This is a genomic window from Sphingomonas changnyeongensis, from assembly GCF_009913435.1.
Taxonomy (GTDB): Bacteria; Pseudomonadota; Alphaproteobacteria; order Sphingomonadales; family Sphingomonadaceae; genus Sphingomonas_B; species Sphingomonas_B changnyeongensis.
Genome location: NZ_CP047895.1, coordinates 981224 through 1007193, shown reverse-complemented (window position 1 = coordinate 1007193; position 25970 = coordinate 981224). Strand labels below are relative to the sequence as shown.

Genomic DNA, 25970 nt, shown 5'->3' with positions numbered 1-25970 from the left:
GCGTGCCATGTCCCGAAAGGGCGGGCAGATGATTGACTTATAGGATGACGGGGCGGCGCTGTCCAGCCGCCGCCCCGTCGCCGCTCATTGCATCACAGGATGTAGCGCGACAGATCGGTATTGCGGGCGATGCCGGCCAGCTGCGCCTCGACATAGGCGGCATCGATCAGCACCGTCTCGCCGCCGCGCTCCTCGGCCTCGAAGCTCAGCTGTTCGAGCAGCCTTTCCATCACCGTCTGCAGCCGCCGCGCGCCGATATTCTCGACCTGGCCGTTCACCTCGGCGGCGATGCGCGCGATCGCGGCAATGCCGTCGGGGGTGAAGTCGATCGCCACCCCCTCGGTCGCGAGCAGCGCCTTGTACTGCGCCGGCAGCGACGCCTTGGTGTCCGACAGGATGGCGACGAAATCGGCCTCGCTCAGCCCTTTCAGCTCGACGCGGATCGGCAACCGCCCCTGCAGCTCGGGCAACAGGTCGCTCGGCTTGGCGACATGGAACGCGCCCGAGGCGATGAACAGGATATGGTCGGTCTTCATCGGCCCATATTTGGTCGCGACCGTCGTGCCTTCGATCAGCGGCAGCAGATCGCGCTGCACACCCTCGCGGCTCACCGATCCGCCGCGCACATCGGACACGGCGATCTTGTCGATCTCGTCGATGAACACGATGCCGTTCGCCTCGGCATCGGCGATCGCCGCGCGGTTCAGCTCGTCCTGGTCGAGGCGGCGGTCGGCCTCTTCCTCGATCAGCTTGTCCCAGGCAGCACGGACGCTCAGCTTGCGGCGCTTCATCTGGCCGCCGCCCATCGCCCGCGCCATCAGGTCGGACAGGTTGATCATCCCCATCTGCCCGCCCATGCCCGGCACGTCGAGCGGCATCTGCGGCTGGTGCGCCAGTTCGATCTCGATCTCCTTGTCGTCGAGATGCCCGTCCTCGAACCGCTGGCGGAAGGCGCTGCGCGTCGCCTCGCTCGCATCCTTGCCGGTCAGCGCATCGAGCAGCCGCGCCATCGCTGCGGCCTCGGCCTTGTCCTTGACGGCGAGGCGGCGGCGTTCCTTTTCCAGCCGGATCGCCTCCTCGACCAGATCGCGGGCGATCTGTTCGACATCGCGGCCGACATAGCCGACCTCGGTGAACTTGGTCGCCTCGACCTTGACGAACGGCGCATCGGCCAGCCGGGCGAGGCGGCGGCTGATCTCGGTCTTGCCGCAGCCGGTCGGCCCGATCATCAGGATGTTCTTGGGCGTCACCTCGTCGCGCAGCTCGGGGCCGAGCTGCTGGCGGCGCCAGCGGTTGCGCAGCGCGACGGCGACGGCGCGCTTGGCCTCGGCCTGGCCGATGATGTGCGCGTCGAGCGCGCCGACAATCGCCTTGGGGGTAAGCTTGTCCTGCATGGTCCGTCCTGGCCGCCGGGCGGCCGCAAATCAAGGAGATGAAAGGGGTTGCGTGCGGTCAGGCCGCGCTGTCGAGGGCTTCGACGGTCAGCTGGTCGTTGGTATAGACGCAGATCTCCGCCGCCACCGCCATCGCCCGCCGGGCCAGCGCCTCGGCGTCCGGCTCGTAATCGGCCAGCGCGCGGGCGGCGGCGAGCGCGAACTGCCCGCCCGACCCGATCGCCGCGATCCCGCCCACCGGTTCCAGCACATCGCCATTGCCGGTCAGGATCAGCGTCACATCCTTGTCGGCGACGATCATCAGCGCCTCCAGGTTGCGCAGATATTTGTCGGTCCGCCAGTCCTTGGCCAGCTCGACCGCCGCGCGCAGCAGCTGGCCGTGATGCGTCTCCAGCTTGCGTTCCAGCCGCTCGAACAGGGTGAAGGCATCGGCGGTCGCGCCGGCAAAGCCGCCGATCACCGAGCCGTCATGCAGCCGCCTGACCTTGCGGGCATTGGGTTTCATCACCGTCTGGCCCATCGACACCTGACCGTCGCCGATCACGACCACCCGGCCGCCCCGGCGCACGCTGAGGATGGTCGTGCCGTGCCAGCCGGGTCCGTTTTGTTCCTGTGCGTTCATGGCCGGCGATATGGGGGCGGGCGCGGTTGTGCAACGGCTGCCGATTTGCGGACTCGCCTTTGCCGCCATTTGCCCGCAAGAAGGGCCGTTTCGTGTTTTGGGGGGCTGTTCCAGCCAATGTCTCGTCTGTTGATCGGCCTGGCCGGGATCATCGTCATTCTCGGCCTGGCGGTGCTGTTGTCTGCAAACCGGCGGGCGATCCGCCCGCGCGTCGTCGGGTCCGCCTTTGCGCTGCAGGCCGGGATCGCCGTGCTCGTGCTCTATGTGCCCGCCGGGCGGGCGGTGATCGAGGCGCTGTCGCGCGGCGTGTCCAACCTGCTCGGCTATGCCAGCGACGGCACGCGGCTGCTGTTCGGCAATCTGGCGAGCGATCCGAAGTTCGGCACCGCCTTTGCGATTTCGGGCCTGCCGGTGATCATCTTCTTCGCCGCGCTGATCGCGGTGCTCTATCACCTGCGCGTGATGCCGTTCGTCATCCGCTGGGTCGGCGGGGCGATCGAGCGGTTGACCGGCGTGTCCAAGGTCGAATCGCTGTGCGCGGCGGCCAACATCTTTGTCGGCCAGTCCGAATCGCCGCTCGTCATCCGCCCCTATCTGGCCGCCCTCACCCCGTCGCAGCTGTTCGCGGTGATGTCGGTCGGCATGGCGGGCGTCGCGGGCACGATCCTGGCCGCCTATGCCAGCTTTCTGGGGCCGGAATCGCTGCCCTATCTGCTCGCCGCATCGTTCATGGCCGCACCCGGCGGGCTGCTGATGGCAAAGATCGTGATGCCCGATGAGCGCGGCACCGCCGCCCCGGTCGCGGTCGAGGACGAGGTGATCGCCGCCGTCGAGGCGCATGAGGAAGAGGAAAAGGCCGCCAACATCATCATGGCCGCGGCAATGGGCGCGCAGACCGGCGTGCGCATCGCGGTCGCGGTCGGGGCGATGGTGCTCGCCTTTGTCGCGCTGGTGGCGCTGGCCAACGGCATATTGGGCGGCATTGGCGGCTGGTTCGGCTATCCGGGGCTGAGCTTCCAGGGCGTGCTCGGCACGCTGCTCGCACCGCTGATGGTGCTGATCAACATCCCCTGGGCCGAGGCGCAGGCGGCGGGCGGGCTGCTCGGCACCAAGATCGTGCTCAACGAGTTCGTGGCGTTCATCGATCTTGGCCAGGCGACGGTGTTCAGCGACCGCAGCCGCGCGATCATCACCTTCGTGCTGTGCGGCTTTGCGAACTTCAGCTCGATCGCCATCCAGATGGCCGCGACCGGCAGCCTGGCGCCCAATCAGCGCCCGCTGATCGCCCAGCTGGGCGTGCGCGCGGTGATCGCCGGCACGCTCGCCAATCTGATGTCGGCGGCGCTGGCCGGCATCCTGCTGCCCTAAGATTGCCGGGGCGGGCGGTCCCGCACGGGGCCGCCCGCTGCCGCGCCTGTGCGCCCGTTCGTCAGTCGTCGAAGCGCGCCGGGGCCGGTGACACGGTGACCAGCGTGCCCGCGCCGACTTCCTGCACCTCAAGCGCGCGTTCGGCGACGCCGTCGCGGCCGAAGCGGAACGCGCCGTCAATGCCGGTAAAGCCGCCCTGATCGGTCAGCCGCGCGACCGGAAAGGGCTGGCCGACGCGCCAGTCCTGCGCGATGCGGGTGACGAGCAGCACCGCATCATAGCCCATCGACGCGATCCGGTAGGGCGCGGTCTGGTAACGGGCGCGATATTTGGCGGCGAGCTGCGCATAAAGCCCGTCCGAGACGCTGGCGAACCACGCGCCGGCCAGCGGCGTCATCGCCGCCAGCCCGGTCTCGGCATTCCACAGCTCGGTGCCGAGCAGCCGGGCCTCGGTCGCCCCGGCCTTGCGGATCAGCGGCGCGGCCTGCACGGCGATGCGCCCGCCATCGGCGATCAGCACCGCGTCATAGGCGCTGCCCCGGCCCAGCCGGGTGACCGCGGCGGCAAGGCCGCCCCGGCTGCGGTCGAAGCTTTGCAGCGACACCACCTGCCCGCCCGCGCTTTCGACCGCGCGCAGGAACGCCGTGCCCGCCCGGTCGCCATAGACGCCGGTGGGCGTCAGCCCGGCAAAGCGGGTCGCTCCGCGCGCCCGCGCAAAGCGCACGACCCGGTCGATCGACTGGGCAGGCGAATAGCCCATGACGAAGGTGCCGGCGCCCGCGATCGCGGCATCGTTGGAAAAGCTGACCAGCGGCACCCGCGCCTTTGCCGCGACCGGGGCGATGATGCGCGCGTCATCGGCCAGCAGCGGCCCCAGAATGACCTTGGCCCCATCCGCGATCGCGCGCTCGGCGGCCCCGGCCGCCCCGACCGCCGTGTCATAGACGGTCATGCGGATGCGCTTGCCGCCGGTGTCGAGCACGGCAAGATTGGCAGCATTGGCGATCGACTGGCCGACCGCCGCATTGGTGCCGGTCAGCGGCACGAGCAGCGCGATGCGGTGGCGGTTCTGGTCGGTCGGCAGTTCCTCAGCCGCCGGGCCGGTTTCGGTCTGCGCCGGCCCGGGGGCGGGCGTCGGCGCCTGCCGCTTGGGCACCATCGTCTGGCAGGCCGCGAGCGCGAACAGGCCGATGACCGGCGTCAGCCGCGTCGCCAGCATGGGCGTCCGTCCGCCACGCCCCTGGCCTGTGCCCCGGCCACTCTCAGGTTGCCGCGCGGGCGCTGCCTCTGCCATGACGATCCCCAATGTCCAACTCCCTTGCGCCCGGCCTCTACATCGTCGCGACGCCGATCGGCAATCTTTCCGATCTGTCGCCGCGCGCCGCTGACATTCTTGCCCGTGCCGACCTGCTGGCGGTCGAGGACAGCCGGGTGACCGCCCGGCTGCTCCACCATATCGGTGCCAGGCGGCCGATGCTGCCCTATCATGATCACAATGCCGACCGCGTCCGGCCCGATCTGATCGCGCGCATGACCGCAGAGGCGGTGGCGCTGGTGTCGGATGCCGGGACGCCGCTGATCTCCGATCCCGGCTACAAGCTGGTGCGCGACGCGCACGCGGCGGGCATCGCGGTCACCACCATCCCCGGCCCGTGCGCGGCGATCGCCGCGCTGACCCTGGCCGGGCTGCCGACCGACCGGTTCTTCTATCTCGGCTTTCTGCCGACCAAGGCCAAGGCGCGCGCCGATGCGATTGCCGAGGTGGCGGCGGTGCGCGCGACGCTGGTGCTGTACGAAGCCGGGCCGCGCCTTGCCGCGACGCTGGCCGCACTGGGCGCGGGGCTTGGCGACCGCGAGGCGGCGGTGGCGCGCGAGATCAGCAAGAAGTTCGAGGAATGCGTGACCGGCACGCTCGGCCAGCTGGCCGAGCGCTATGCCGAACAGCCGCCCAAGGGGGAGCTGGTGATCGTCGTCGCCCCGCCCGGTGCCGCCGCGCCGCCCAGCGCGGACGATGCCGATGCCGCGCTGGCCGAGGCGCTGACCCGGCTGCCGGCGGCCAAGGCGGCGGGCGAAGTGGCCCGGCGCTTCGGCCTTGACCGCAAGGCGCTTTATGCGCGGGCGCTGGCGCTCAAGCCATGACCGGCCGGCGCGCCGCCGAGGCCCGCGGCCGCGCCGGCGAGGAGCGCGCCGCCTGGTATCTGCGGCTGAAGGGCTGGCAGATCCTCGACCGGCGGGTGCGCACCCCGGTGGGTGAGGTGGATCTGGTCGCGCGGCGCGGGCGGCTGGTCGCCTTTGTCGAGGTGAAGACCCGCGCCAGCGACGCCGCGCTCGACCATGCGATCGACGAACGCCGGCTCGCCCGCGTTGCGGCGGCAGCCGAATATCTGCTGCCCCGCTATGCCCGGCCCGAGGATGCGGTGCGCATCGACGTGCTGCTGATCGCCCCCCGCCGCCTGCCGCGCCATATCGAGAATGCGTGGATCGGCTGAGGGGCGAGAGTCCTGGTTGCGCGCCTGACGGCGCGGGGGCGGCACCGGGTTGTTTGTGCCGCGCCTCGCGGCGCGGGGGCGGCACCGGCCCGCTCCCCCACCCGGCCTCCCATAGCATATCCTGTCGATGGGAGGCCGGGTGGGGGAGCGGGCCGGTGCCGTTCTTCCCAACCATGACGCCGCGACAAACAAAAACACCCGCTGACGTGACAGGCCCCGCCGGCCGCCCTACAGCGCGCGCCAGTCAACGGAGTTTGCCGACATGTCGCTTGCGGTCGCCGTCCAGATGGATCCGCTCGATTCGATCAACATTGCGGGCGATTCGACCTTCGCTTTGATGCTGTCGGCGCAGGCGCGCGGCCACCGGCTGTTCCATTACGCGCCCGAGGATCTGAGCTATGAGGCCGGGCGCGTCTGGGCCAGCGCGCATCCGGTGACCGTGCAGGCGGTGGCCGGCAATCATTTCGCCTTTGCCGATCCGGTGCGGCTCGATCTGGGTGCCGAGGCCGATGTCGTGCTGATGCGGCAGGATCCGCCGTTCGACCTTGGCTATATCACCGCCACCCATCTGCTCGAACGCATCGCCGACCGGACGCTGGTGGTGAACGACCCCGTTCAGGTGCGCAACGCCCCGGAAAAGGTCTGGGTGCTCGATTATGCACAGTTCATGCCGCCGACCCTGGTCACGCGCAGCGTTGCCGAAGCCAAGGCGTTTCTCGCCCGCCACGGCGAGGTGGTGGTCAAGCCGCTGCACGGCAATGGCGGCAAGGCGATCTTCCGCATCGGCGCGGACGGGGCCAATCTGTCGTCGCTGATCGAGGTGTTCAACGCCGCCTGGCGCGAGCCGCATGTCGTGCAGGCGTTCCTGCCCGGCGTCGCTCAGGGCGACAAGCGCATCGTGCTGGTCGATGGCGAGGTGGCCGGCGCGGTCAACCGCCTGCCCGGCGAAGGCGAGATCCGGTCGAACCTGGCGGTGGGCGGCAAGGCGGCCAAGACCGACCTGACCGAGCGCGAGCGCGCGATCTGCGCGGCGCTCGGCCCCGAACTCAAGCGGCGCGGGCTGCTGTTCGTCGGCATCGACGTGATCGGCGGCCAGTGGCTGACCGAGATCAACGTCACCTCGCCCACCGGCATCGTCGCCATCGACCGGTTCAACGGCACCGACACCGCGGCGCGCATCTGGGACGCGATCGAGAGCAAGCTCAAATGAGCGACTGGGTGTTCGAGCTGATCGACCGGGGCGGCTATCTGGGTGTCGCGCTGCTGATGTTCCTTGAAACCGTGTTCCCGCCGATCCCGTCGGAAGTGATCATGCCGGTCGCCGGGCTGCGCGCCGCGCAGGGGCCGATGCACCTGCCGGGCGTGATCGCGGCGGGCACGGCCGGGGCGATGCTGGGCAATTTCTTCTGGTATGCGGCGGCGCGGGTGATCGGCCTGGCGCGGTTCCGCCCGCTGATCGAACGCCATGGCCGCTGGCTGACGATGGACTGGAACGATGTCGAAAAGGCAGAGGCGCTGTTCGGGCGGTTCGGCGGCTGGCTGGTCGGCGTCGGGCGGATGATGCCGACGATCCGCTCGATCGTGTCGGTGCCCGCCGGGCTGCTCAACATGCGGCTGCGCGGCTTCCTGATCTGGTCGACGATCGGCACGGCAGGGTGGAGCGCGGCACTGGCGCTCGCCGGCTATCTGCTCGGCCGCCGCTTCGGCCAGATCGAACAGGTGATCGGCCCGCTTTCGACCGCGGTGATCGCGCTGGTTGTCCTCACCTATGTCTGGCGGCAGGCGACATGGCGGCGGCGGCACCCGGTCACGCCCGCGGATGCGCGTTCCGATACACATCCATGAGGTGCGCCGCATCGACGGCGGTGTAGATCTGCGTCGAACTCAGGCTCTGATGGCCGAGCAGTTCCTGAAGCGCGCGCAGATCGACGCCCCGGCCGAGCAGATGGGTGGCAAAGCTGTGGCGCAGCGCATGTGGCGTCGTCCGCTCCCCCAGCCCCAGCCGCGCACGCGCGCCGCGCACCGCGCGCCTGAGCTGCGACGGCTCCAGCGGGCCGCCGCGCGCGCCCCGGAACAGCGGCAGGTCGCGCCCTGGCGGATAGGGACAGGCGGCGACATAGGCGTCGATCGCCGCGCGCACCGGGGGATCAGCGGCACGATGCGCGTCTTGCCGCGCTTGCCGGTGACCGCGATCGTCGGCCCGAGCGGCAGCACCGCCCCGGTCAGGCCCAGCGCCTCCCCGATGCGCAGTCCGGCCCCGTAGAGCAGCAGCAGCACGGCCAGATCGCGCGCGCCGGTCCAGCCGCCCCGCGCCTCGGCCACGTCACCGGCCAGCGCGACCGCCTCGTCGGGCGAGACCGGCCGGGGCACGCCGGGGCGGACGCGCGGCCCGCGCAGCCGCGGCGGATCGATGCCCAGATGCTGAAGGAAGCTGCGCACCGCCGACAGTTCGCGCGCCGCCGAGGCATTGCCGATCCCGTCGCCGCGCCGCAGCGCAAGAAAGGCGCGCAGATCGGCAGCGGTCAGCGCCGCCAGCTCCGCAACGCTGACCGGACCGCCCAGATGCCCGGCGAGAAAGCCGATCAGCCGCTCCGCCGTCGCCTGATAGGCGCGCACCGTGTGGACCGACCGGCGCCGGTCGCGCCGCAGATGCGCGGCAAAGGCAGCGGCAAGGGGTGCGCGTCGGTCATCCCGCACAGCCTGGGGTGCGGGCCAAGGCGCGCAAGCCCCAGGCGCTGATGTCGCGGCCCCGGCCCGCTTCCACAGTCGCGCTTCAGCGACTGCGGAAGCAAAGCCCACAAGTCTCAGCCGATCGTCTGGCCCGACTTGGCCCAGTCGGCCAGAAAGCCTTCAATGCCCTTGTCGGTCAGCGGATGGCGGACGAGCTGGCGGATCACCGACGGCGGCATCGTCGCCACATCCGCGCCGATGCGCGCGGATTCGAGCACATGCACCGGGTGGCGGACGCTCGCGACCAGGATTTCGGTGTCGAAACCGTAATTGTCGTAGATCAGCCGGATGTCGGAGATCAGCTGCATCCCGTCAAAGCCGTTATCGTCGTGACGGCCGACAAAGGGCGAGATGAAGGTCGCCCCCGCCTTGGCGGCGAGCAGCGCCTGATTGGCCGAAAAGCACAGGGTGACGTTCACCATCGTGCCCTCTTCGGTCAGGCGGCGGCACGTCTTCAGCCCGTCGAGCGTCAGCGGCACCTTCACCGTCACATTATCGGCGATGCGGCGCAGGATATCGGCCTCGCGCATCATGCCGTCATGGTCGAGCGCGACCACTTCGGCCGACACCGGGCCGGGGACGATCGCGCAGATCTCGCGCACCACGTCGAGGAAATCGCGTCCCGCCTTGTGGATCAGCGACGGGTTGGTGGTCACGCCGTCGAGCAGGCCGGTCTCGGCCAGTTCGCGGATGTCGGCGGTGTCGGCGGTATCGACGAAGAATTTCATGGGGTGCATCCTGCTGCTGAGCTGGCCGGGCCATAGCCCCGGCCCGGCCCGGCGAACAAGGATGATTGCGTGCAGGGCTGATCGCACAACAGCGATTGCCGGGCGCGCGCGCCCGATTATGGTGACGGCATGGCAAGCATGACGATGGACGGCCGCGTCGCCCGGCTGGTGAGCGCGGCGCAGCAGGCGCAACAGGCCCGGCAGCTCGACGAGGCGGCACGGCTGATGGAAGAGGCGCTGGCGCTGGCACCGGGCGATCCCCGGCTGCTCAACGCGCTCGGCACGATCCGGCTGGGGCTGGGCGAGCCGCAGGCGGCGCACGTCCTGTTCACCCGGGCGGCGGCCGCCGATCCGGGCGAGCCGATCCTGTGGCTGAACGTCGCCCGCGCGTCGCGCGACATGGGCGACGATGCCGGCGAACAGGACGCGCTCGACCGCGTGCTCGCCATCGATGCGCGCCATTTCGTCGCGCTGCTGCGCAAGGCGCATCTTGCCGAACGCCGCGGCGAGGACAGCCGCGCGGCGGCGCTTTACGGGCAGGCCAGTGCCGTGGCCCCACCAGAAGGGCAGCTGTCGGGCGATCTGGGCGCGCTGCTGGCCCATGGCCGGGACTTTGCCCGCACCCGCCAGACCGCGTTCGGCACGGTGATCGACACGGCGATGGCCGAGGCGTTTGAGGGCCTGCCCCCGGCCGACACGCGCCGGGTGCGCGCGGCGGTCGACCGGATGCTCGGGCGCCGGCAGATCTATGCCAATGAATGCTCAGGCATGCATGTCCCGTTCCTGCCCGCCGACGAATATTTCGACCGCGCGCATTTCCCGTGGATGGAGCGGCTGGAGGCGGCGGCCCCGGCGATCCGCGCCGAGCTGCAGGACCTGCTGGCGCGCGGCGATGACGGCTTTGCGCCCTATGTCCAGTTCCCCTCGGGCTATCCCGAGAGCAAATGGAGCGAGCTTGACCATTCGAAGCGGTGGAGCGCCTATTTCCTGTGGCGGCACGGCAAACGGGTCGACGATCATTGCGCCCGCTGCCCCGAAACCGCGGCGCTGCTCGACAGCCTGCCGCTGGCCGATCATGCCGGGCGCGCGCCGACCGCCTTTTTCTCGCTGCTCCACCCGAAAACGCGCATCCCGCCGCACACCGGCGTCACCAATGCGCGCACCATCGTCCATCTGGCGCTGATCGTCCCCGAAGGCTGCGGCTTTCGCGTCGGCGGCGAGACCCGGCAATGGGTCGAGGGCCAGGCCTTCGCCTTTGACGACACGATCGAGCATGAGGCGTGGAACGACAGCGATCAGCTGCGCGCGGTGCTGATCTTCGACGTGTGGAACCCCCATATCGGCGCGGGCGAACGCGCGCTGATCAACCGCTTCTTCACCGCCGCCGACACCAGCGGCATGGACCCGTTCCCCGAGGAACATTGAGCGCATCAACCGGCCCGACGGCACGGGCACGCGGATCAGCCCGGCGGCAGATCCGCGGCGGCGACCAGCCGGTCGCGCAGCTGGCCGAGCGCGGTGCGCAGCGCCTGCAGCTCGTCGACCGGGCAGCCGGTCGCGGCAAAGATGTGCAGCGGCACCTGCCCGGCCCGGTCCGCCAGTGCGCGCCCGGCATCGGTCAATGCCACGCGCACCTGCCGCCCATCGGCCGTGCCGCGCCGCCGGATGACCAGCCCGGCGCGTTCCATCCGCTGGAGCAAGGGGTAAGCGTGCTCGTCTCCAGCATCAGCCGCTCGCCGATCGCCCCGACCGTCTGGTCATCCTCCGCCCACAGCACCAGCATCACCAGATATTGCGGATAGGTCAGCCCCAGCCGGTCGAGCAGCGGCTTGTAGAGCCGGTTGAACGCATGGGCGGTTGAATAGACGGCAAAGCACAGCTGGGTGTCGAGCGCGAGCGCGGCACGCGCCGGATCGCCGGCGGGCGGGACGGGATCGGACGGTTCGGATGCGGCCATGCCCCATGCTATCGCCGCCCGCCCGGCTTGGCGAGCAATGGGCAAAACACAGCGGCAGGGCACAGCCGGCGGGCACGCCTTGAAATATATCGTGCACGATATATCTTGGATGCAGTGGGAGTGAAGCCCGCCCCCGTAACCAAGGAGACCGTCATGACCATCCTCTACACCGCCCATGCCAGCGCCACCGGCGGCCGCACCGGCAGCGCGCGCAGCGACGATGGCGCGCTCGACGTCCGGCTCGACACGCCGCGCGCGCTGGGCGGTCAGGGCGGGGCCGGCACCAATCCGGAACAATTGTTCGCCGCCGGCTATGCCGCCTGTTTCCTGAGCGCGACCCGCTTCGTCGCCCAGCAGCAGGGGATCGCCGTTGCCGGGGATGCGGCGGTCGCCGCCAGCGTCGGCATCGGTCCCCATGCGACGGGCGAAGGTTTTGGCCTGACGGTCGCGCTGTCGGTCACCCTGCCCGGCATGGAGCGCGCCGCCGCCGAGGCGCTGGTCGCCGCCGCCCACCGCGTCTGCCCGTACAGCAACGCCACGCGCGGCAATGTCGAGGTCAGCCTGACCGTTGTCTGATCCGGCGACGATCGCCGGCGCTTTTGCTGCGCGCGGCTTTTTAACGGCCGCGCGCAGCGCTATCTCCGGGCGGCGATGTCCCGCGCCCGCATCCTCCTGACCAACGCCGCCCTTGGCCCGCTCGATTACCGGGTGCCGGCCGGCATGGCCGCGCCGCCGGGCACGATCGTCATCGCCCCGCTGGGGCCGCGCCAGCTGACCGGGGTGGTGTGGGAGGCCGAGCACATGCCCTCGGCCGGCGAAGTCGGCGACAACCGGCTGCGCAACCTGATCGCGCGGCACGATGCGCCGCCGCTGCGCCCCGAGCTGCGCCGGCTGATCGAATGGACAGCCGATTATTATCTCGCCCCGCCGGCTGCCGTGCTGCGCATGGCGCTGCCCTCCGCCTCGGCGCTGGATGGCGGGCGCACGGTGCTCGAATACCGGCTGACCGGCGCGGTGCCCGACCGGCTGAGCGCGCAGCGCGAACGCGCGCTCGCCCGGCTGGCCGGCCGGCAGGGGCTGGTGCGCGAACTCGCCGCCCATGCCGAGGTGTCGGACGCGGTCATTCGCGGCCTGATCAAGGCCGGTGCGCTCGGCCCGGTCGAGGTTGCGCTCGACGCCCCCTATCCCGCCCCCGATCCCGATCATGCGCCGCCGCTGCTGTCACCGGTGCAGGCGGACGCGGCCGGGCGGCTGGCCGCCGCCGTCAACGCCCGCGCCTTCCAGCCGGTGCTGCTCGACGGGGTAACCGGATCGGGCAAGACCGAGGTGTATTTCGAGGCGATCGCGGCGGCGCTGCGCGCCGGGCGGCAGGCGCTGGTCCTGCTGCCCGAAATCGCGCTGACCGAGCCGTTCCTCAAACGCTTCGCCGCCCGGTTTGGGGTGATGCCGGTCGCCTGGCATTCGGATCTGCGCCAGTCGGAACGGCGGCGGGCATGGCGGGCGATCGCCGAGGGCCAGGCACAGGTCGTGGTCGGCGCGCGTTCTGCCCTGTTCCTGCCCTATGCCGATCTGGGCGTGATCATCGTCGATGAAGCGCACGAGACCAGCTTCAAACAGGAAGAGGGCGTGGCCTATCACGCCCGCGACGTCGCGGTGATGCGCGGCCGGTTCGAAGCGATCCCGGTGATCCTCGCGTCCGCCACCCCGGCCATCGAGACGCGCCATCAGGTCGAACTGGGCCGGTATCAGGAGCTGCGCCTGCCCGGCCGGCATGGCGGGGCCGAACTGCCGGCGATCACCGCGATCGATCTGATCGCCCAGCCGCCGCCGCGCGGCAGCTGGCTGGCGCCGCCGCTGGTCGCGGCGCTTGGGGAAACGCTGGCGCGCGGCGAACAGGCGCTGCTGTTCCTCAACCGCCGCGGCTATGCGCCGCTGACGCTGTGCCGCAGCTGCGGTCACCGGTTCCAGTGCCCGAACTGCACCGCCTGGCTGGTCGAGCACCGGCTGGTTCACCGGCTGCAATGCCATCATTGCGGGCTGGTCGCCCAGCCTCCCGCAATCTGCCCCGAATGCAAGGCCGAGGACAGTCTGGTCGCCTGCGGCCCCGGCGTCGAGCGCATCGCCGACGAGGTCGCGGCGCTGTTTCCCGATGCGCCGCGCGCCATCGTCACGTCGGACACGCTGTGGTCGCCGGCGCGGGCGGCGGAGTTTGTGCGGCGGATGGAGGCGGGCGAGATCGCGGTGGTGATCGGCACCCAGCTCGTCACCAAGGGCTATCATTTCCCCGATCTGACGCTGGTCGGGGTGGTCGATGCCGATCTGGGGCTGGCCGGCGGCGATCTGCGCGCGGCGGAGCGGACGTTCCAGCAGATCGCGCAGGTCGCGGGCCGCGCCGGGCGCGGGGCCAAGCCCGGCCAGGTGTTCATCCAGACCCATGACCCGGCAGCCCCGGTGATCCAGGCGCTGGTCAGCGGCGATGCCGACAGCTTCTATGCCGCCGAAACCGAGGCGCGGCGGCTGGCGGGCGCGCCGCCCTTTGGCCGGATGGCGGCGATCATCGTGTCGTCCGAACAGGCCAATGCCGCCGTCGAGACCGCCCGGATGATCGGCCGCGCCGCCCCCGATGACGGCCAGATCCATGTGTTCGGGCCGGCCCCCGCGCCGCTCGCCATGCTGCGCGGCCGCCACCGCCACCGGCTGCTTGTCCATGCGCCGCGCAGCGCCGACCTGCAGGGCATGATCCGCAGCTGGCTGGGCGGGCTGAACTGGCCGGGGAGCGTGCGGGTCGCGGTCGATGTCGATCCATACAGCTTTCTTTGACCCCGCTCCCGGCCTAGAAGTGGGCGCGCAACCCTTGGAAAAAGGCTGATCTACAATGCGCCACCTGTTTGCCGCCCTCGCCCCCGTCGCCATGATGGCGGGCATCGCCGCACCGGCAGCAGCCGCCGATTTCGCCTCGGACCGGATCAGCGTGACGGTCAGCGGCAGCGGCCCGGACGTGATCCTGGTGCCGGGCCTGACGTCCAGCCCGCGCATCTGGGCGGACCTGACGGCGGCGCTGCCCGGCTATCGCTATCATTTCGTGCAGGTGCGCGGCTTTGCCGGGACGCCCGCGGGCGGCAACCAGAGCGGCGAGGTCGTCGCGCGCGTGGCCGATGAGGTCGCCCGCTATGCCGCCGAGCAGAAGCTGACCGCCCCCGCACTCATCGGCCATTCGATGGGCGGCACGATCGGCATGATGGTCGCGTCACGCCATTCCGGCCGGATCGGCCGGCTGATGGTGGTCGACATGGTGCCGTTCATGGGCACGTTCATCGGCGGCCCGACCGCGACGGTCGAGAGCATCCGGCCGATGGCGCAGCAGATCACCGCGCAGATGGCCAAGGCCCCGCCCGAACAGCGCCGCCAGAATGCGGTGATGACGCTTGCCACGATGATCAAGACCGAGGCCGCCCGCCCCGGCCCGATCGAGGACAGCGAGAAGAGCGACCCCGCCGTCGTCGCCAGCGCCTATGCCGAGCTGATGCTGACCGATCTGCGCCCCGAACTGGCGCGCATCGCCGTGCCGACCACGGTTCTGTATGTGAAGCCGCCGCAGCTGCCGATCACCGACGCGCAGATGAACGCCTTTTACCAGACCCAGTTTGCCGGCATCGCCGGGGTGAAGCTGGTGCAGGTGCCCGACAGCTATCACTTCATCATGCTCGATCAGCCGCAGCGCTTCCGCGAGGACGTAAAGGCGTTCCTCGCCAACTGACGGCGCGGGTGACGACGATGCTCCCCCGGCGGCGCGGGTGGCGGGCGGTGCGCCCGGCCCTTATGCGCACGCTCCTGCTCCCGCTCCTGCTCGGCCTGATCGCCGGCGCACCGGCGCGGGCGCAGGACAATCTCGATGTGCAGGCGGCAAGCCGCAGCGTCGTGCGCGTCGTCGTCGTCGGGCTGGAGGGCGGCAGCCCGAGCGGCATCGGCACGGGCAGCGGCGTCGCCGTCGCGCCGGACCGCATCCTGACCAACGCCCATGTGCTCGCCGAAGCGGCGGAGGGCACGGCGATCATCGGCATCGTGCCGTCCGAGGGACGCCAGCGTTTCACCGGCCGGCTGATCGCCATCGACACGCGCCGCGACCTGGCGCTCATCCAGCTGACCGAGGGCAGGGTCGAGCCGGCGACGATCGCGACCGGGGCGGTGCCCGACGGGGCGGCGGTGGCGGCGGTCGGCTATCCCTATTCGGTCGACCGGGCACGCGAGCTGTCGGCGGAAGGCTTTGTCACCCCCCAGGCCCCGGTCAAAAGCTGGGGACGGGTGTCGTCGGGCGCGTCGTCGCAGCGGTTCGACACCGTGCTCCACGACGCGTCGATCGGGCGCGGCAACAGCGGCGGCCCGCTGGTCGACAGCTGCGGCCGCGTGGTCGGCATCAACAGCTTCGTCAGCAACTCCGAAGGGATTGACGCGGTGTTCGGCTTTGCCGTGTCGGCGCGCGAGCTGGTGCCCTTTCTGCGCGAGGCCGGGGTCAAGCCGCGCACCACCGCCATTGCCTGCCGGTCGGCGACCGAGCAGGCGGCGCTCGACGACCAGCTGGCGCGCGAGGAGGCCGAGCGTGCGGCCGCCGAACGCGACCGGGCGGACACGGCGGAGGACCGCGACGAAGCCCGCCGCCAGACGATCCGCGACCGGATCGCCGCCGAGCGCGAGGCGCGGATCGGCGTTGCAATGCTGGCACTGGCCTTTGCGACCTTCGGGGCCAATGCGGCGCTGATGCTGGCGATGCGGCGCGACCGGCGGCTGGCGCTCGCCACGCTCGCCGGCACGGGGCTGATGCTCGCCGGCGGGGCGATCGCCTGGGGCACGCGGCCCGATTTCGACGAGGTCGATGCGCGGCTGGCCGCCGAACGCCGCGCCGCCGCGCCGCCGGCCCGCGCCGCCGCGATGCCCGGCGGCACCGGGCCGCGCCAGTGCCGGCTCGATCTGGCCCGCAGCCGGGTGACGATTTCAGACCCGGCCGATTTCGCGCTCGACTGGAGCGGAACCGGCTGTGCCGACGGGCGCAGCCAGTTCGCCGAGGTCGAGGGCACATGGCTGCGCGCCGATCTGCCCGCGGGCCAGGCGGCGGCCGATATCAGCAGCTTTGATCCCGCGACCGGCCAGTACCGGATCGAACGCTATTTGCTGTCGGCCGATCAGGCAGCGGCGGCGCGCGCGCTCGCCGCCCGCTACCCGGCGCGCGCCTGCAGCCCCGAAACGGTGGGCATGGTCGCGACCCTCGCGACCGCGATCCGCGACGTGCTGCCGCCCGCGCCCAATGAACGGCTGCTCTATCGTTGCGATCCGCAGCAAGGCGCTGGACCCGCAAAACCGCCAACCGGCCGCTAGCGCGGTTTCCAGTCAGATGGACTGACCTGACGGTTCGGAAAACGCGGGCAAACCAACAAATCAGAGCGGTCAAAGCCTGCGGTCCGAGGCCGCGGGACTTTTGGCGCTATTCAGGATCGGGCGCCGCGCCCCGCTCCAGCGCCAGCAGGGCGCGTTTGCGGTCCAGCCCCCAGGCATAGCCGCCCATGCTGCCGTCGCCGCGCAGCGCGCGGTGGCAGGGAATGAGGACCGCGACCTGATTGGCCCCGCACGCGCTGCCCGCCGCGCGCGCCGCGCCGGGGCGGCCCGCGCGGGCGGCGAGGGCCGCATAGCTGACCGTTTGCCCCGGCGGCACGCGCGACAGTTCGCGCCACACTGCCTGCTGAAAGGCGGTGCCGGCGATATCGAGCGGCAGATCAGGCGCGGCATCCGGCCGGGCGACCGCCGCCACTGCCGCGGCGACCAGCCCGTCAAGCGCCGCGCCGCCCGGCTCGATCACCGCATTTGGAAACCGGGCGCGCAGCCCGGCCTCGTCCTCTTCGAAGGCCAGCCGGCAGATTCCCCGCCCGGTCGCGGCGAGCAGCATCGGGCCGAGCGCGGTGTCAGCGACGGTGAAGCGGATCGTGACACCGCGCCCGCCGTCCCGCCACGCCCGGGGCGTCATGCCCAGCCGGTCCCCGGCCTCGGCATAAAAGCGGCTGGGCGCGGCATAGCCGGCCTCGTAAATCGCATCGGTCACGCGGGTGTCTCCGGCAAGGGCGGTTTCGGCGCGGCGGGCGCGCAGCGCGCGCGCATAATCGGCCGGGGTAACCCCGGTCGCGCGCCGGAACAGCCGGTGGAAATGCGCCGGCGAATAGCCGACCGCGGCGGCGAGCGTGCCAAGCGCGGGCGGCGCATCGGCGGCCGCGATCAGATCAATGGCGCGGGCCAGCGCCGCCGCATCGCGCGCCACCTCGTCCGGCCGGCAGCGCAGGCAGGGGCGCAGCCCCGCCGCCCGTGCCGCCTCACCATCGGCAAAGAAACGGACATTGGCCCGGCCCGGATGGCGCGCGGCGCAGCTTGGCCGGCAATAGATGCCGGTCGTCATCACGCCGGTCACGAACCGTCCGTCAAAGCCCCGGTCACGGCGCAGCACCGCCGCCCAGGCCAGATCCGCATCGATCCCGCCCGGCGCGGCGGCACCGGGCGTGTCGGGCAGGTCGGCAGGCGGGTCTGGCAGCGGGGCCGCGCGGTCGGGCATGGCCGCCAGCTTGTGCGCCGCCGCCGGCGCGGTCGCAAGCTGCGAGGCTGGAAGGCCCGGGGACGCGGGGCGCTGGAGGATCGGGCAGGTATCGGGTGCGGGCATGGCGGCGGGCCTTGGTCTGTCGGATGGCCATCATGCCCCGGCGGCGCGCAAGCCGCGTCCCGCCGCTTGCGGTCAAACCCTCGCGCTCAGGCCGCCCTGACCGACGCCATCAGATCCTGAACCTCGCGGCTGAGCAGATCCGACTGGCGGGCGATTTCCTCCGACAGCGCCGACAGGTCATCGGCATTGCGGCGCGCGACCAGGGCGCGGTTCTGCAGCTGGCCCATGCCGGCGGCGACATTACTCGTTCCCTGTTCGACATCGGCGATGGCGGTCGAAATCGCGGCACTCGCCCCGCTTTGCTGGGTCACGGCATCGGCGATCCGGCAGGCGGCCCCGTCCAGCGCCTCGACCAGCCGCTGCACATCGCCGCTCGACTGGACGACGCCGCGCGCCATCCCGTCAATCTCGCGCAGCCGCGCATTGATCTGCGCGGCGGCGGCCTGGGTCTGGCGGGCGAGCGCCTTCACCTCGTCGGCCACGACCGCAAAGCCGCGCCCCGAATCGCCGGCCCGCGTCGCCTCGATCGCAGCGTTGATCGCCAGCATATTGGTCTGGCTGGCGATCGCGCCGATCAGCGACAGCACATCGGCCACCTCGCGCAGCAGCGCATCGAGTGCGGCGGCGCGGGCGCGATTCGCCGCCGTCTGGTCGCGCACCACGGCGACATGGCCGCGCGTCTGATCGGCCTCGGCGCTGATTTCGCCCATCGCCTCGACGAGCGCGGCGGCGTTGGTTGAAATCACCCGCATGCCGGCCGCCGTGTGCCCGGCCATGTCGGCGGCCATCCGCGCGCTCGCCTCGGTATCGTCGGCGCGCTGCAGCGTGCCCGATGCCGCCTCGCGCATCTGCCGCCCGGCGGCGGCCAGCGTGCCGACAATCCGCGCCAGATCCTGTTCGAACCGGGCGAACACCGCATCGAGCCGCGCCGCCCGCGCATCGCGCGCCAGCAGCGCCGCGCGCTCGCGCTCCGCCAGATCACGGGCCATGCGCTCGCGCTGCTTCTCCAGCCGCCGCGCCTCGATCGCGCGGTCGCGCGCATAGGCAAGCGCGCGGGCCAGTTCGCCAATCTCGTCATCGCGGTCGAGGAACGGGATCGGCTGGTCGCGCGAATCGATCCGCCGCGTCGCCTCGGCAATCGCGGCCAGCGGGTCGCTGATCCGCCGCCGTCCCACGCCCGCCGCCCACCAGGCGACGCCGGCCGCCCCGGCGAGCAGCGCCGACACGGCGATGCCCGCGATCAGGAAAAACCGGTTGAGCCGCGCCTTTTCATGCGCGGCATCGGCGCGCAGCGCGGCGATCAGCAGCCCGCTCGACACGGTCAGCGGATCGATCCCGGCGTAAAGCTCGCCATTCACGAAGAAGTCGAGATCCTCCATCTGCCCCCGGCGCAGCGTCCTGAGCAGCGCATCGGTCGCGGCGCGGGCGGTGACGATATCCTCGGCCACCAGGCGGACGGCATTGCGATGGGCGCGCGGCATCGGCCGGGCGGCAAAGCGCCGCCACTGCGCATCGATGCGCGGCAGCGAACTGTTGATCGCGCTGATCGCGCCGGCAGGGGCCAGCAGCCCGCCTTTGACCTTGTGGGCCAGCGCCAGCGCATCGGTATAGCCGTCAACCACCGCCTGCAGCTCGCCAATCGGCTCGATCCGGTCGTCGACCAGGGTGTAGAGCGTGTGGCGCGCCGTCAGCGTGCCGGCCGCCAGCGCGAGCGCGAGCAGCGCCTGCAGCGCGATCATCGCCGCGGTCAGCCGGGCGATTCGCCCGCGGATGGACCGGTCGCGCACGAGTCTGGTCAAGATTGCGTTCACCGCATTCATGCCCCGTCCCTGCCGCGCCAATGGCCAACAAAGGGTTATCCGGGCGTGACGCTTTGATGAAACACGCCCGATGATGCGGGGAAGGCCAGCCGCGCCCGGCTGCGCGAGCGGCTTGCATCGCGGGGGGCGCTTTGCTAACCGCGCCGCGACCTCGCCGGGCGCGTCCGCGCGCACCCTTTGTCGCGGGGAAGCTATCCTGTCTTGGAGGACATTGAGCGCGTGGAGACATCCGGCGGCATTGGGGCCAGCCTCGCAGGGCGCTATGCGACGGCATTGTTCGAGCTTGCGCGCGAACAGGATCGCATCGGCCCGGTCGAAACCAGCCTGGCGACGCTCAGCGACGCGCTCGACCAGTCGGCCGATCTGCGCGCGCTGACCACCAGCCCGGTGCTGTCGCGCGCCGACGCGCTCAAGGGCGTGGCCGCCATCGCCGCGCCGCTCGGCCTTGATCCGCTCGCCGCCAGCTTCCTCGGCGTCCTCGCCCAGAATCGCCGCCTGGCCGAACTGCCGGCGGTGATCCGCGCCTTCGGCATCCTCGCCCGCCAGCATCGCGGCGAAACCAGCGCCGAGATCGTCTCGGCCCATCCGCTCGACGACGCGCAGGTGGCAAGCCTCAAGGCCGAACTGGCCCGGCGCGTCGGCCGCGACGTCTCGGTCTCGCTCAAGGTCGATCCCGCGCTTCTTGGCGGTCTGGTCGTGCGCATCGGCAGCCAGATGATCGACAGCTCGATCCGCACCCGTCTCTCCTCCCTCGCGCACGCGATGAAAGGCTAATCATGGATATCCGCGCCGCAGAAATCTCGAAGGTCATCAAGGACCAGATCGCCAGCTTCGGCACCGAGGCCCAGGTCTCGGAAACCGGCCAGGTGCTGTCGGTCGGCGACGGCATCGCGCGCGTCTGGGGCCTGGACAATGTGCAGGCCGGCGAAATGGTCGAGTTCGCCAACGGCATCCAGGGCATGGCGCTCAACCTTGAAGCCGACAATGTCGGCGTCGTCATCTTCGGCTCCGACGCCGGCATCCGCGAAGGCGACACCGTCAAGCGCACCGGCACCATCGTCGACGTGCCGGTCGGCAAGGGCCTGCTCGGCCGCGTGGTCGACGGCCTTGGCAACCCGATCGACGGCAAGGGCCCGATCGAGTTCACCGAGCGCCGCCGCGCCGATGTGAAGGCCCCCGGCATCATCCCGCGCAAGTCGGTGCACGAACCGGTGCAGACCGGCCTGAAGGCGATCGACGCGCTCGTTCCCGTCGGCCGCGGCCAGCGCGAACTGATCATCGGCGACCGCCAGACCGGCAAGACCGCCGTCGCCATCGACACGTTCATCAACCAGAAGACGGCCAACGCCGGCACCGACGAATCGAAGAAGCTGTACTGCATCTACGTCGCCGTTGGTCAGAAGCGCTCGACCGTCGCGCAGATCGTGCGGATGCTCGAAGAAAACGGCGCGATGGACTATTCGATCGTCGTCGCCGCGACCGCGTCCGATCCGGCCCCGCTGCAGTTCCTCGCGCCCTATACGGCGTGCGCGATGGGCGAATATTTCCGCGACAACGGCATGCATGCGCTGATCGTCTATGACGATCTGTCGAAGCAGGCGGTCGCCTATCGCCAGATGTCGCTGCTGCTGCGCCGTCCGCCGGGCCGCGAAGCCTATCCGGGCGACGTGTTCTACCTGCACAGCCGCCTGCTCGAGCGCGCGGCCAAGCTCAACGACGACAATGGCAATGGCTCGCTGACCGCGCTGCCGATCATCGAGACGCAGGCGGGCGACGTGTCGGCTTACATCCCGACCAACGTCATCTCGATCACCGACGGCCAGATCTTCCTTGAAACCGACCTGTTCTTCGCGGGCATCCGCCCGGCGATCAACGTCGGCCTGTCGGTCAGCCGCGTCGGCTCGTCGGCGCAGACCAAGGCGATGAAGAAGGTGTCCGGCTCGATCAAGCTGGAGCTGGCCCAGTATCGCGAAATGGCGGCCTTCGCCCAGTTCGGCTCGGACCTCGACGCCTCGACCCAGAAGCTGCTCAACCGCGGTGCGCGCCTGACCGAGCTGCTCAAGCAGCCGCAGTTCAGCCCGCTGCCGTTTGAAGAGCAGACGGTGTCGATCTTTGCCGGCACCAGCGGCTATCTCGACGCGATCCCGGTCGATGCGGTCACCCGCTATGAAGCCGCGATGCTCGCCGACATGCGCGCCAACCATGCCGGCATTCTGGCGGCGATCCGCGACAGCCGCGATCTGGGCGACGATGTGAAGACGAAGCTCAAGGCCGCGCTCGACCAGTTCGCGAAGACCTTTGCGTAAACTCTGAACGGGAGGGGCGTTCCCTCCCGTTTGCGGCAGGCGGCCGGGGCGACAGCGCACCCGGCCGGCCCGCCAGACCGGAAGCTTGACCAGATGGCCAGTCTCAAGGCGCTCAAAATCCGCATCGGCTCGGTGAAGTCGACGCAGAAGATCACCAAGGCGATGAAGACCGTCGCCGCCGCCAAGCTGAAGCGCGCGCAGGACGCGGCCATGGCCGGCCGTCCCTATGCCGAACGGCTGGGCGCGGTGATGGCCTCGCTTGCCGGGCGGGTGACGATCAGCGCCGCCACGCCGCGCCTGCTGGCGGGCACCGGGCGCGACGCCGTGCACCTGATCGTCGTCGCGACGTCGGAACGCGGCCTGGCGGGCGGCTTCAACACCAACATCGTCCGCCTGGCGCGCCGCAAGGCCGAAGAGCTGATCGCCGCCGGCAAGACGGTCCGCTTCTACATCGTCGGGCGCAAGGGCCGTGCGGCGATCCGCCGCTTCTTCCCGTCGATGATCCTTGCCGATCACGACATGAGCCATGCGAAGACCGCGCGGTTCGACGATGCGCAGGCGATCGCGCGCGACCTGATCGCCCGCTTCGACGCCGGCGAGTTCGACGTCGCGCACCTGATCTTCTCGCGCTTCCAGTCGGCGCTGGTGCAGGAACCGGTCGCGCGCCAGATCATCCCGGCGGCGATCGACACCGGCAATGCGGCGGCAGCCACCGGCGCGTCGGCGGCGGTCGAATATGAGCCGGACGAGGAAGCGATCCTCGCCGATCTGCTGCCCAAGAATGTGGCGATCCAGATCTATTCGGCGCTGCTTGAAAACCAGGCCGGCTTCTTCGGCGCGCAGATGACCGCGATGGACAATGCGACGCGCAACGCCGGCGACATGATCAACCGCCTGACCATCCAGTATAACCGGACCCGCCAGGCGGCGATCACGACGGAGCTGGTCGAAATCATCTCGGGCGCGGAAGCTCTATGATGCAAGCTTTGAAAGTCGCGCCGCTGTTCGCTGTCCTGGCGTTTGCGAGCCCTGCGTCTGCGGAAAGCGATGCACGCGCCGTGGAAGCGATGCGGCTGTTCAAAGCTTTTTGCGTCGTCACCGAGGGCTCGTCGGCGAAAGCCAATTTGGTTCTGGGCGTTACCAATCCTATTGCGGCGAAACTTCCGGACGCGGTCGTTACCGGCATATACGGAGTGCCGGGGGGCTTAGGCTGGGCCATCCGGAGCCCATCCGATGGCATTTTTCTTTTGGGCTATAACCCTGCCGGGATCTGCGAAGTTCGGATCGCTGAAGCAGCGGAAGGTTCCGTTGTAGCCGCTTACGAGGCGCTGGTTGGAGAGTTAGCCGGAAACGCCGAGCCGACGGTAGGACAAAGCCGAAAACAAGGGGATGCCACACTGACATTCCGATCGGCTCAGCTCAAAAGTTCGGGGCGCACCTCAGCGATTGCTCTTACGTCGTCCGACAGACGTATAGGTGAGCACCAACACCTGATTACATTCGCGTTCGTGAAACCCCAAAACTGATTTAGGATCGCGGCGCCCAAGCGCTGTAAGCTGTAAGGAAAGTCGTAATGCTCGAGCCCCAAGCGATGAACAGAAGCGTGGCCCCGGCTACTAACACCGGCCGCATCTCGCAGGTGATCGGCGCCGTCGTCGACGTCGCCTTCGATCAGCAGCTGCCGGCGATCCTGTCGGCGCTCGAAACCGACAATAACGGCCAGCGCCTTGTGCTCGAGGTCGCCCAGCATCTGGGAGAAAACCTCGTCCGCACCATCGCGATGGACTCGACCGAGGGTCTGACCCGCGGCCAGCCGGTGACCGACACCGGCGCGCAGATCCGCGTTCCGGTCGGCCCCAAGACGCTCGGCCGCATCATGAACGTGGTCGGCGAGCCGATCGACGAGCGTGGCCCGATCGGTGCCGACACCCATGCCCCGATCCATGCCGAAGCGCCGGCCTTCATCGATCAGTCGACCGAGGCGAGCATCCTCGTCACCGGCATCAAGGTCATCGACCTGCTCGCGCCCTATGCCAAGGGCGGCAAGATCGGCCTGTTCGGCGGCGCGGGCGTCGGCAAGACCGTGCTCATCCAGGAACTGATCAACAACATCGCCAAGGGCCATGGCGGCACCTCGGTGTTCGCGGGCGTGGGTGAGCGCACCCGCGAAGGCAATGACCTGTATCACGAGTTCCTCGACGCCGGCGTCATCGCCAAGGACGCCGACGGCAACCCGACCAGCGAGGGGTCGAAGGTCGCGCTCGTCTATGGCCAGATGAACGAGCCGCCGGGCGCGCGCGCCCGCGTCGCCCTGTCGGGCCTGACCATCGCCGAATATTTCCGCGACGTCGAAGGCCAGGACGTGCTGTTCTTCGTCGACAACATCTTCCGCTTCACCCAGGCGGGTTCGGAAGTGTCGGCGCTGCTCGGCCGCATCCCCTCGGCGGTGGGCTATCAGCCGACGCTCGCCACCGACATGGGCGCGCTGCAGGAACGCATCACCTCGACCAACAAGGGCTCGATCACCTCGGTGCAGGCGATCTACGTGCCCGCGGACGACCTGACCGACCCGGCGCCGGCCACCTCGTTCGCGCACCTCGACGCGACGACCGTGCTCAGCCGCGCGATCTCGGAACTGGGCATCTATCCGGCGGTCGATCCGCTCGATTCGACCAGCCGCGTGCTCGAACCGCGCGTCGTCGGCCAGGATCATTACGACACCGCGCGCGCCGTCCAGTCGATCCTGCAGAAGTACAAGTCGCTGCAGGACATCATCGCCATCCTCGGGATGGATGAGCTGTCGGAAGAGGACAAGCTGACCGTCGCCCGCGCGCGCAAGATCCAGCGCTTCCTGTCGCAGCCCTTCCACGTCGCCGAAGTGTTCACCGGCATTCCGGGCAAGTTCGTCCAGCTGGACGACACGATCCGGTCGTTCAAGGCGGTGGTCAACGGCGAATATGACCATCTGCCCGAAGCTGCCTTCTACATGGTTGGCGGCATCGACGAAGCGGTCGAAAAGGCCAAGAAGCTGGCTGAAGCGGCGTGATTGCGCTCGCTGTCGCGCTCGCGGCGGCGGCCGCTCCGCCGCCCGAGCAGGCGGCGGGGACGGCGCTGATGCAGTGTGTCGGCCATGCCCTCGGGAACGCGCCGATCGTCGCCGAGAACGCAACGGCGATGGCAAGCAACGGTTTGATCTTCAGTCCGGAGCCGCCGCCGCAACTTAAGGTGATGAAGAGCACGCTCTACGGGTCCGCCCAGTTCGCCGGCGCGCCCTCCACCGAGGGTCAGGCCTGGGCGGTCGGCTACGACAGCGGCGTCTGCATGGTGATGGTGTTCGGCACTGAGCCTGCTCCAGTCGAGAAGCGTCTGACGGACATGTTCGCGATCCCCGGCACTTGGAAGCCGGAGCCGGTCAAGCAGCAGGACTCGCAATCACGCAAGACGCGGTTCGGCTGGGATCTGAAGGATCGCCGGCTTACCGCGCGGATGACGGTCCAGCCCGAGCCGGAGCCGGTCAAGGGCTTCATCATGGTGACGATCGCTCCAGAAGAGAAGAAGTGACATGCCCCTGCATTTCGAACTCGTGACCCCGGAAAAGCTCGTGCGGTCCGAAGACGTCCATATGGTGACGGTGCCCGGCACCGAGGGCGATTTCGGCGTGCTCGAAGGCCATGCGCCCTTCGTCTCGACGCTGCGCGACGGCGTGTTGCTGGTGTTCGCCGCGCCGGGCGCGGAGCCGGTGGCGATCCCCGTCGAAGGCGGCTTTGCCGAGATCAATGATCGCGGGCTGACGGTGCTCGCCGACCGGGCGGGCTGAACCCGGCGATAAGCGGGGCCGCGCGGCGGCCCCGCACGCGCCATT

At 70.0% G+C, this 25970-nt stretch carries 25 protein-coding genes and 1 pseudogene; 17 read left to right on the top strand and 9 right to left on the bottom strand.

The window, feature by feature from the left end; translation table 11 throughout:
* Window positions 1-92: 92 nt before the first annotated feature.
* Both hslU and hslV read right to left on the bottom strand, forming a co-directional pair.
* Window positions 93-1394 (bottom strand): ATP-dependent protease ATPase subunit HslU, encoded by a 1302-nt coding sequence (gene hslU / locus GVO57_RS05115; protein WP_160592256.1) that lies wholly within the window; start codon window positions 1392-1394, stop codon window positions 93-95.
* A 58-nt stretch (window positions 1395-1452) separates the two neighbouring features.
* Window positions 1453-2016: an ATP-dependent protease subunit HslV gene (hslV, locus tag GVO57_RS05110; protein ID WP_160592255.1), complete on the bottom strand. Its 564-nt coding sequence runs from the start codon at window positions 2014-2016 to the stop codon at window positions 1453-1455.
* Between the two features lie 117 nt (window positions 2017-2133).
* Between hslV and GVO57_RS05105 the strand changes: the two genes are divergently transcribed.
* On the top strand, window positions 2134-3384 hold the full coding sequence (locus GVO57_RS05105) for a NupC/NupG family nucleoside CNT transporter (RefSeq protein ID WP_160592254.1): 1251 nt from the start codon (window positions 2134-2136) through the stop codon (window positions 3382-3384).
* A gap of 61 nt (window positions 3385-3445) precedes the next feature.
* On the opposite strand, the gene GVO57_RS05100 is transcribed toward GVO57_RS05105, so the two are convergent.
* Window positions 3446-4603 carry a penicillin-binding protein activator gene (locus GVO57_RS05100; protein ID WP_160592253.1) on the bottom strand — a complete coding sequence of 386 codons (1158 nt, stop codon included), beginning with the start codon at window positions 4601-4603 and terminating at the stop codon, window positions 3446-3448.
* A gap of 86 nt (window positions 4604-4689) precedes the next feature.
* Here GVO57_RS05100 and rsmI point away from each other — a divergent pair, with 86 nt between their 5' ends.
* The 4 genes from rsmI (at window position 4690) to GVO57_RS05080 (ending at window position 7718) form a co-directional block, all read left to right on the top strand.
* On the top strand, window positions 4690-5523 hold the full coding sequence (gene rsmI / locus GVO57_RS05095; protein WP_160592252.1) for a 16S rRNA (cytidine(1402)-2'-O)-methyltransferase: 834 nt from the start codon (window positions 4690-4692) through the stop codon (window positions 5521-5523).
* On the top strand, window positions 5520-5873 hold the full coding sequence (locus GVO57_RS05090; RefSeq protein ID WP_160592251.1) for a YraN family protein: 354 nt from the start codon (window positions 5520-5522) through the stop codon (window positions 5871-5873). The genes rsmI and GVO57_RS05090 overlap by 4 nt, the downstream gene beginning before the upstream one ends.
* Window positions 5874-6135: 262 nt before the next feature.
* Entirely contained in the window at window positions 6136-7083 is a 948-nt protein-coding gene (gene gshB, locus GVO57_RS05085) for a glutathione synthase (protein ID WP_160592250.1), read from the top strand.
* Window positions 7080-7718: a DedA family protein gene (locus tag GVO57_RS05080; RefSeq protein ID WP_160592249.1), complete on the top strand. Its 639-nt coding sequence runs from the start codon at window positions 7080-7082 to the stop codon at window positions 7716-7718. The genes gshB and GVO57_RS05080 overlap by 4 nt, the downstream gene beginning before the upstream one ends.
* Here the strand turns inward: GVO57_RS05080 and GVO57_RS14830 are convergent.
* Both GVO57_RS14830 and fsa read right to left on the bottom strand, forming a co-directional pair.
* Window positions 7681-8570: pseudogene (locus GVO57_RS14830) on the bottom strand (tyrosine recombinase XerC). The gene GVO57_RS05080 and the pseudogene GVO57_RS14830 sit on opposite strands and share 38 nt — an antisense overlap.
* Before the next feature lie 107 nt (window positions 8571-8677).
* Window positions 8678-9331 carry a fructose-6-phosphate aldolase gene (gene fsa, locus GVO57_RS05070; protein ID WP_160592248.1) on the bottom strand — a complete coding sequence of 218 codons (654 nt, stop codon included), beginning with the start codon at window positions 9329-9331 and terminating at the stop codon, window positions 8678-8680.
* A gap of 129 nt (window positions 9332-9460) precedes the next feature.
* On the opposite strand from fsa, the gene GVO57_RS05065 reads away from it, so the two are divergent.
* A complete protein-coding gene (locus GVO57_RS05065) occupies window positions 9461-10756 on the top strand; it encodes an aspartyl/asparaginyl beta-hydroxylase domain-containing protein (RefSeq protein WP_233281479.1) in 1296 nt (431 codons plus the stop codon).
* Between the two features lie 35 nt (window positions 10757-10791).
* Here GVO57_RS05065 and GVO57_RS15380 read toward each other — a convergent pair whose 3' ends face one another.
* Together GVO57_RS15380 and GVO57_RS05060 are read right to left on the bottom strand one after the other, a co-directional pair.
* Window positions 10792-10959: a hypothetical protein gene (locus GVO57_RS15380; protein WP_327785541.1), complete on the bottom strand. Its 168-nt coding sequence runs from the start codon at window positions 10957-10959 to the stop codon at window positions 10792-10794.
* The gene (locus tag GVO57_RS05060) at window positions 10950-11288 is read right to left on the bottom strand and encodes a MarR family winged helix-turn-helix transcriptional regulator (protein ID WP_327785540.1); all 339 of its coding nucleotides are present in this window, start codon (window positions 11286-11288) and stop codon (window positions 10950-10952) included. Before GVO57_RS05060 ends, GVO57_RS15380 begins: the two co-directional genes overlap by 10 nt.
* 153 nt (window positions 11289-11441) lie before the next feature.
* Between GVO57_RS05060 and GVO57_RS05055 the strand changes: the two genes are divergently transcribed.
* The 4 genes from GVO57_RS05055 to GVO57_RS05040 all read left to right on the top strand — a co-directional run bounded on the left by GVO57_RS05055 (window position 11442) and on the right by GVO57_RS05040 (window position 16658).
* On the top strand, window positions 11442-11864 hold the full coding sequence (locus tag GVO57_RS05055) for an organic hydroperoxide resistance protein (RefSeq protein WP_160592247.1): 423 nt from the start codon (window positions 11442-11444) through the stop codon (window positions 11862-11864).
* Window positions 11865-11939: 75 nt separating this feature from the next.
* Window positions 11940-14108 carry a primosomal protein N' gene (locus GVO57_RS05050; protein ID WP_160592246.1) on the top strand — a complete coding sequence of 723 codons (2169 nt, stop codon included), beginning with the start codon at window positions 11940-11942 and terminating at the stop codon, window positions 14106-14108.
* 55 nt (window positions 14109-14163) lie between these two features.
* Window positions 14164-15045 (top strand): alpha/beta fold hydrolase, encoded by an 882-nt coding sequence (locus GVO57_RS05045; protein WP_160592245.1) that lies wholly within the window; start codon window positions 14164-14166, stop codon window positions 15043-15045.
* Between the two features lie 17 nt (window positions 15046-15062).
* Window positions 15063-16658 (top strand): S1C family serine protease, encoded by a 1596-nt coding sequence (locus GVO57_RS05040; protein WP_233281540.1) that lies wholly within the window; start codon window positions 15063-15065, stop codon window positions 16656-16658.
* A 106-nt stretch (window positions 16659-16764) separates the two neighbouring features.
* Here the strand turns inward: GVO57_RS05040 and ada are convergent, their stop codons facing one another.
* Together ada and GVO57_RS05030 are read right to left on the bottom strand one after the other, a co-directional pair.
* Window positions 16765-17982: a bifunctional DNA-binding transcriptional regulator/O6-methylguanine-DNA methyltransferase Ada gene (gene ada, locus GVO57_RS05035; RefSeq protein ID WP_233281478.1), complete on the bottom strand. Its 1218-nt coding sequence runs from the start codon at window positions 17980-17982 to the stop codon at window positions 16765-16767.
* 86 nt (window positions 17983-18068) lie between these two features.
* Window positions 18069-19769: a methyl-accepting chemotaxis protein gene (locus tag GVO57_RS05030; protein WP_160592243.1), complete on the bottom strand. Its 1701-nt coding sequence runs from the start codon at window positions 19767-19769 to the stop codon at window positions 18069-18071.
* A gap of 252 nt (window positions 19770-20021) precedes the next feature.
* Between GVO57_RS05030 and GVO57_RS05025 the strand changes: the two genes are divergently transcribed.
* The 7 genes from GVO57_RS05025 to GVO57_RS04995 all read left to right on the top strand — a co-directional run bounded on the left by GVO57_RS05025 (window position 20022) and on the right by GVO57_RS04995 (window position 25925).
* On the top strand, window positions 20022-20576 hold the full coding sequence (locus tag GVO57_RS05025; protein ID WP_160592242.1) for a F0F1 ATP synthase subunit delta: 555 nt from the start codon (window positions 20022-20024) through the stop codon (window positions 20574-20576).
* Between the two features lie 2 nt (window positions 20577-20578).
* A complete protein-coding gene (atpA, locus tag GVO57_RS05020; RefSeq protein ID WP_160592241.1) occupies window positions 20579-22108 on the top strand; it encodes a F0F1 ATP synthase subunit alpha in 1530 nt (509 codons plus the stop codon).
* Between the two features lie 93 nt (window positions 22109-22201).
* The gene (locus GVO57_RS05015; protein ID WP_160592240.1) at window positions 22202-23086 is read left to right on the top strand and encodes a F0F1 ATP synthase subunit gamma; all 885 of its coding nucleotides are present in this window, start codon (window positions 22202-22204) and stop codon (window positions 23084-23086) included.
* Entirely contained in the window at window positions 23083-23634 is a 552-nt protein-coding gene (locus tag GVO57_RS05010) for an NMCC_0638 family (lipo)protein (RefSeq protein ID WP_160592239.1), read from the top strand. The genes GVO57_RS05015 and GVO57_RS05010 overlap by 4 nt, the downstream gene beginning before the upstream one ends.
* A 65-nt stretch (window positions 23635-23699) precedes the next feature.
* Window positions 23700-25154, top strand: a complete 1455-nt coding sequence (gene atpD, locus GVO57_RS05005; RefSeq protein ID WP_160593832.1) for a F0F1 ATP synthase subunit beta — start codon at window positions 23700-23702, stop codon at window positions 25152-25154.
* Window positions 25151-25669, top strand: coding sequence for a hypothetical protein (locus GVO57_RS05000; RefSeq protein ID WP_160592238.1), 519 nt, complete (start codon window positions 25151-25153; stop codon window positions 25667-25669). The genes atpD and GVO57_RS05000 overlap by 4 nt, the downstream gene beginning before the upstream one ends.
* 1 nt (window position 25670) lies before the next feature.
* Complete coding sequence (locus GVO57_RS04995; RefSeq protein WP_160592237.1) at window positions 25671-25925, top strand: ATP synthase F1 subunit epsilon; 255 nt, start codon at window positions 25671-25673, stop codon at window positions 25923-25925.
* Window positions 25926-25970 lie beyond the last annotated feature (45 nt).

Excerpts from the sequence above, each read along its gene's own strand:
- GVO57_RS05050 (WP_160592246.1), top strand. The coding sequence starts at position 11,940 with ATGTCCCGCGCCCGCATCCTCCTGACCAACGCCGCCCTTGGCCCGCTC.
- GVO57_RS05105 (WP_160592254.1), top strand. The coding sequence starts at position 2,134 with ATGTCTCGTCTGTTGATCGGCCTGGCCGGGATCATCGTCATTCTCGGC.
- atpA (WP_160592241.1), top strand. The coding sequence starts at position 20,579 with ATGGATATCCGCGCCGCAGAAATCTCGAAGGTCATCAAGGACCAGATC.
- GVO57_RS05100 (WP_160592253.1), bottom strand. The coding sequence starts at position 4,603 with ATGCTGGCGACGCGGCTGACGCCGGTCATCGGCCTGTTCGCGCTCGCG.
- GVO57_RS04995 (WP_160592237.1), top strand. The coding sequence starts at position 25,671 with ATGCCCCTGCATTTCGAACTCGTGACCCCGGAAAAGCTCGTGCGGTCC.
- GVO57_RS05060 (WP_327785540.1), bottom strand. The coding sequence starts at position 11,288 with ATGGCCGCATCCGAACCGTCCGATCCCGTCCCGCCCGCCGGCGATCCG.
- GVO57_RS05080 (WP_160592249.1), top strand. The coding sequence starts at position 7,080 with ATGAGCGACTGGGTGTTCGAGCTGATCGACCGGGGCGGCTATCTGGGT.
- GVO57_RS05015 (WP_160592240.1), top strand. The coding sequence starts at position 22,202 with ATGGCCAGTCTCAAGGCGCTCAAAATCCGCATCGGCTCGGTGAAGTCG.
- GVO57_RS05055 (WP_160592247.1), top strand. The coding sequence starts at position 11,442 with ATGACCATCCTCTACACCGCCCATGCCAGCGCCACCGGCGGCCGCACC.
- ada (WP_233281478.1), bottom strand. The coding sequence starts at position 17,982 with ATGCCCGCACCCGATACCTGCCCGATCCTCCAGCGCCCCGCGTCCCCG.
- gshB (WP_160592250.1), top strand. The coding sequence starts at position 6,136 with ATGTCGCTTGCGGTCGCCGTCCAGATGGATCCGCTCGATTCGATCAAC.
- GVO57_RS05040 (WP_233281540.1), top strand. The coding sequence starts at position 15,063 with ATGCTCCCCCGGCGGCGCGGGTGGCGGGCGGTGCGCCCGGCCCTTATG.
- GVO57_RS05090 (WP_160592251.1), top strand. The coding sequence starts at position 5,520 with ATGACCGGCCGGCGCGCCGCCGAGGCCCGCGGCCGCGCCGGCGAGGAG.
- rsmI (WP_160592252.1), top strand. The coding sequence starts at position 4,690 with ATGTCCAACTCCCTTGCGCCCGGCCTCTACATCGTCGCGACGCCGATC.
- GVO57_RS05045 (WP_160592245.1), top strand. The coding sequence starts at position 14,164 with ATGCGCCACCTGTTTGCCGCCCTCGCCCCCGTCGCCATGATGGCGGGC.
- GVO57_RS05010 (WP_160592239.1), top strand. The coding sequence starts at position 23,083 with ATGATGCAAGCTTTGAAAGTCGCGCCGCTGTTCGCTGTCCTGGCGTTT.
- fsa (WP_160592248.1), bottom strand. The coding sequence starts at position 9,331 with ATGAAATTCTTCGTCGATACCGCCGACACCGCCGACATCCGCGAACTG.
- hslU (WP_160592256.1), bottom strand. The coding sequence starts at position 1,394 with ATGCAGGACAAGCTTACCCCCAAGGCGATTGTCGGCGCGCTCGACGCG.
- GVO57_RS05065 (WP_233281479.1), top strand. The coding sequence starts at position 9,461 with ATGGCAAGCATGACGATGGACGGCCGCGTCGCCCGGCTGGTGAGCGCG.
- hslV (WP_160592255.1), bottom strand. The coding sequence starts at position 2,016 with ATGAACGCACAGGAACAAAACGGACCCGGCTGGCACGGCACGACCATC.
- atpD (WP_160593832.1), top strand. The coding sequence starts at position 23,700 with ATGAACAGAAGCGTGGCCCCGGCTACTAACACCGGCCGCATCTCGCAG.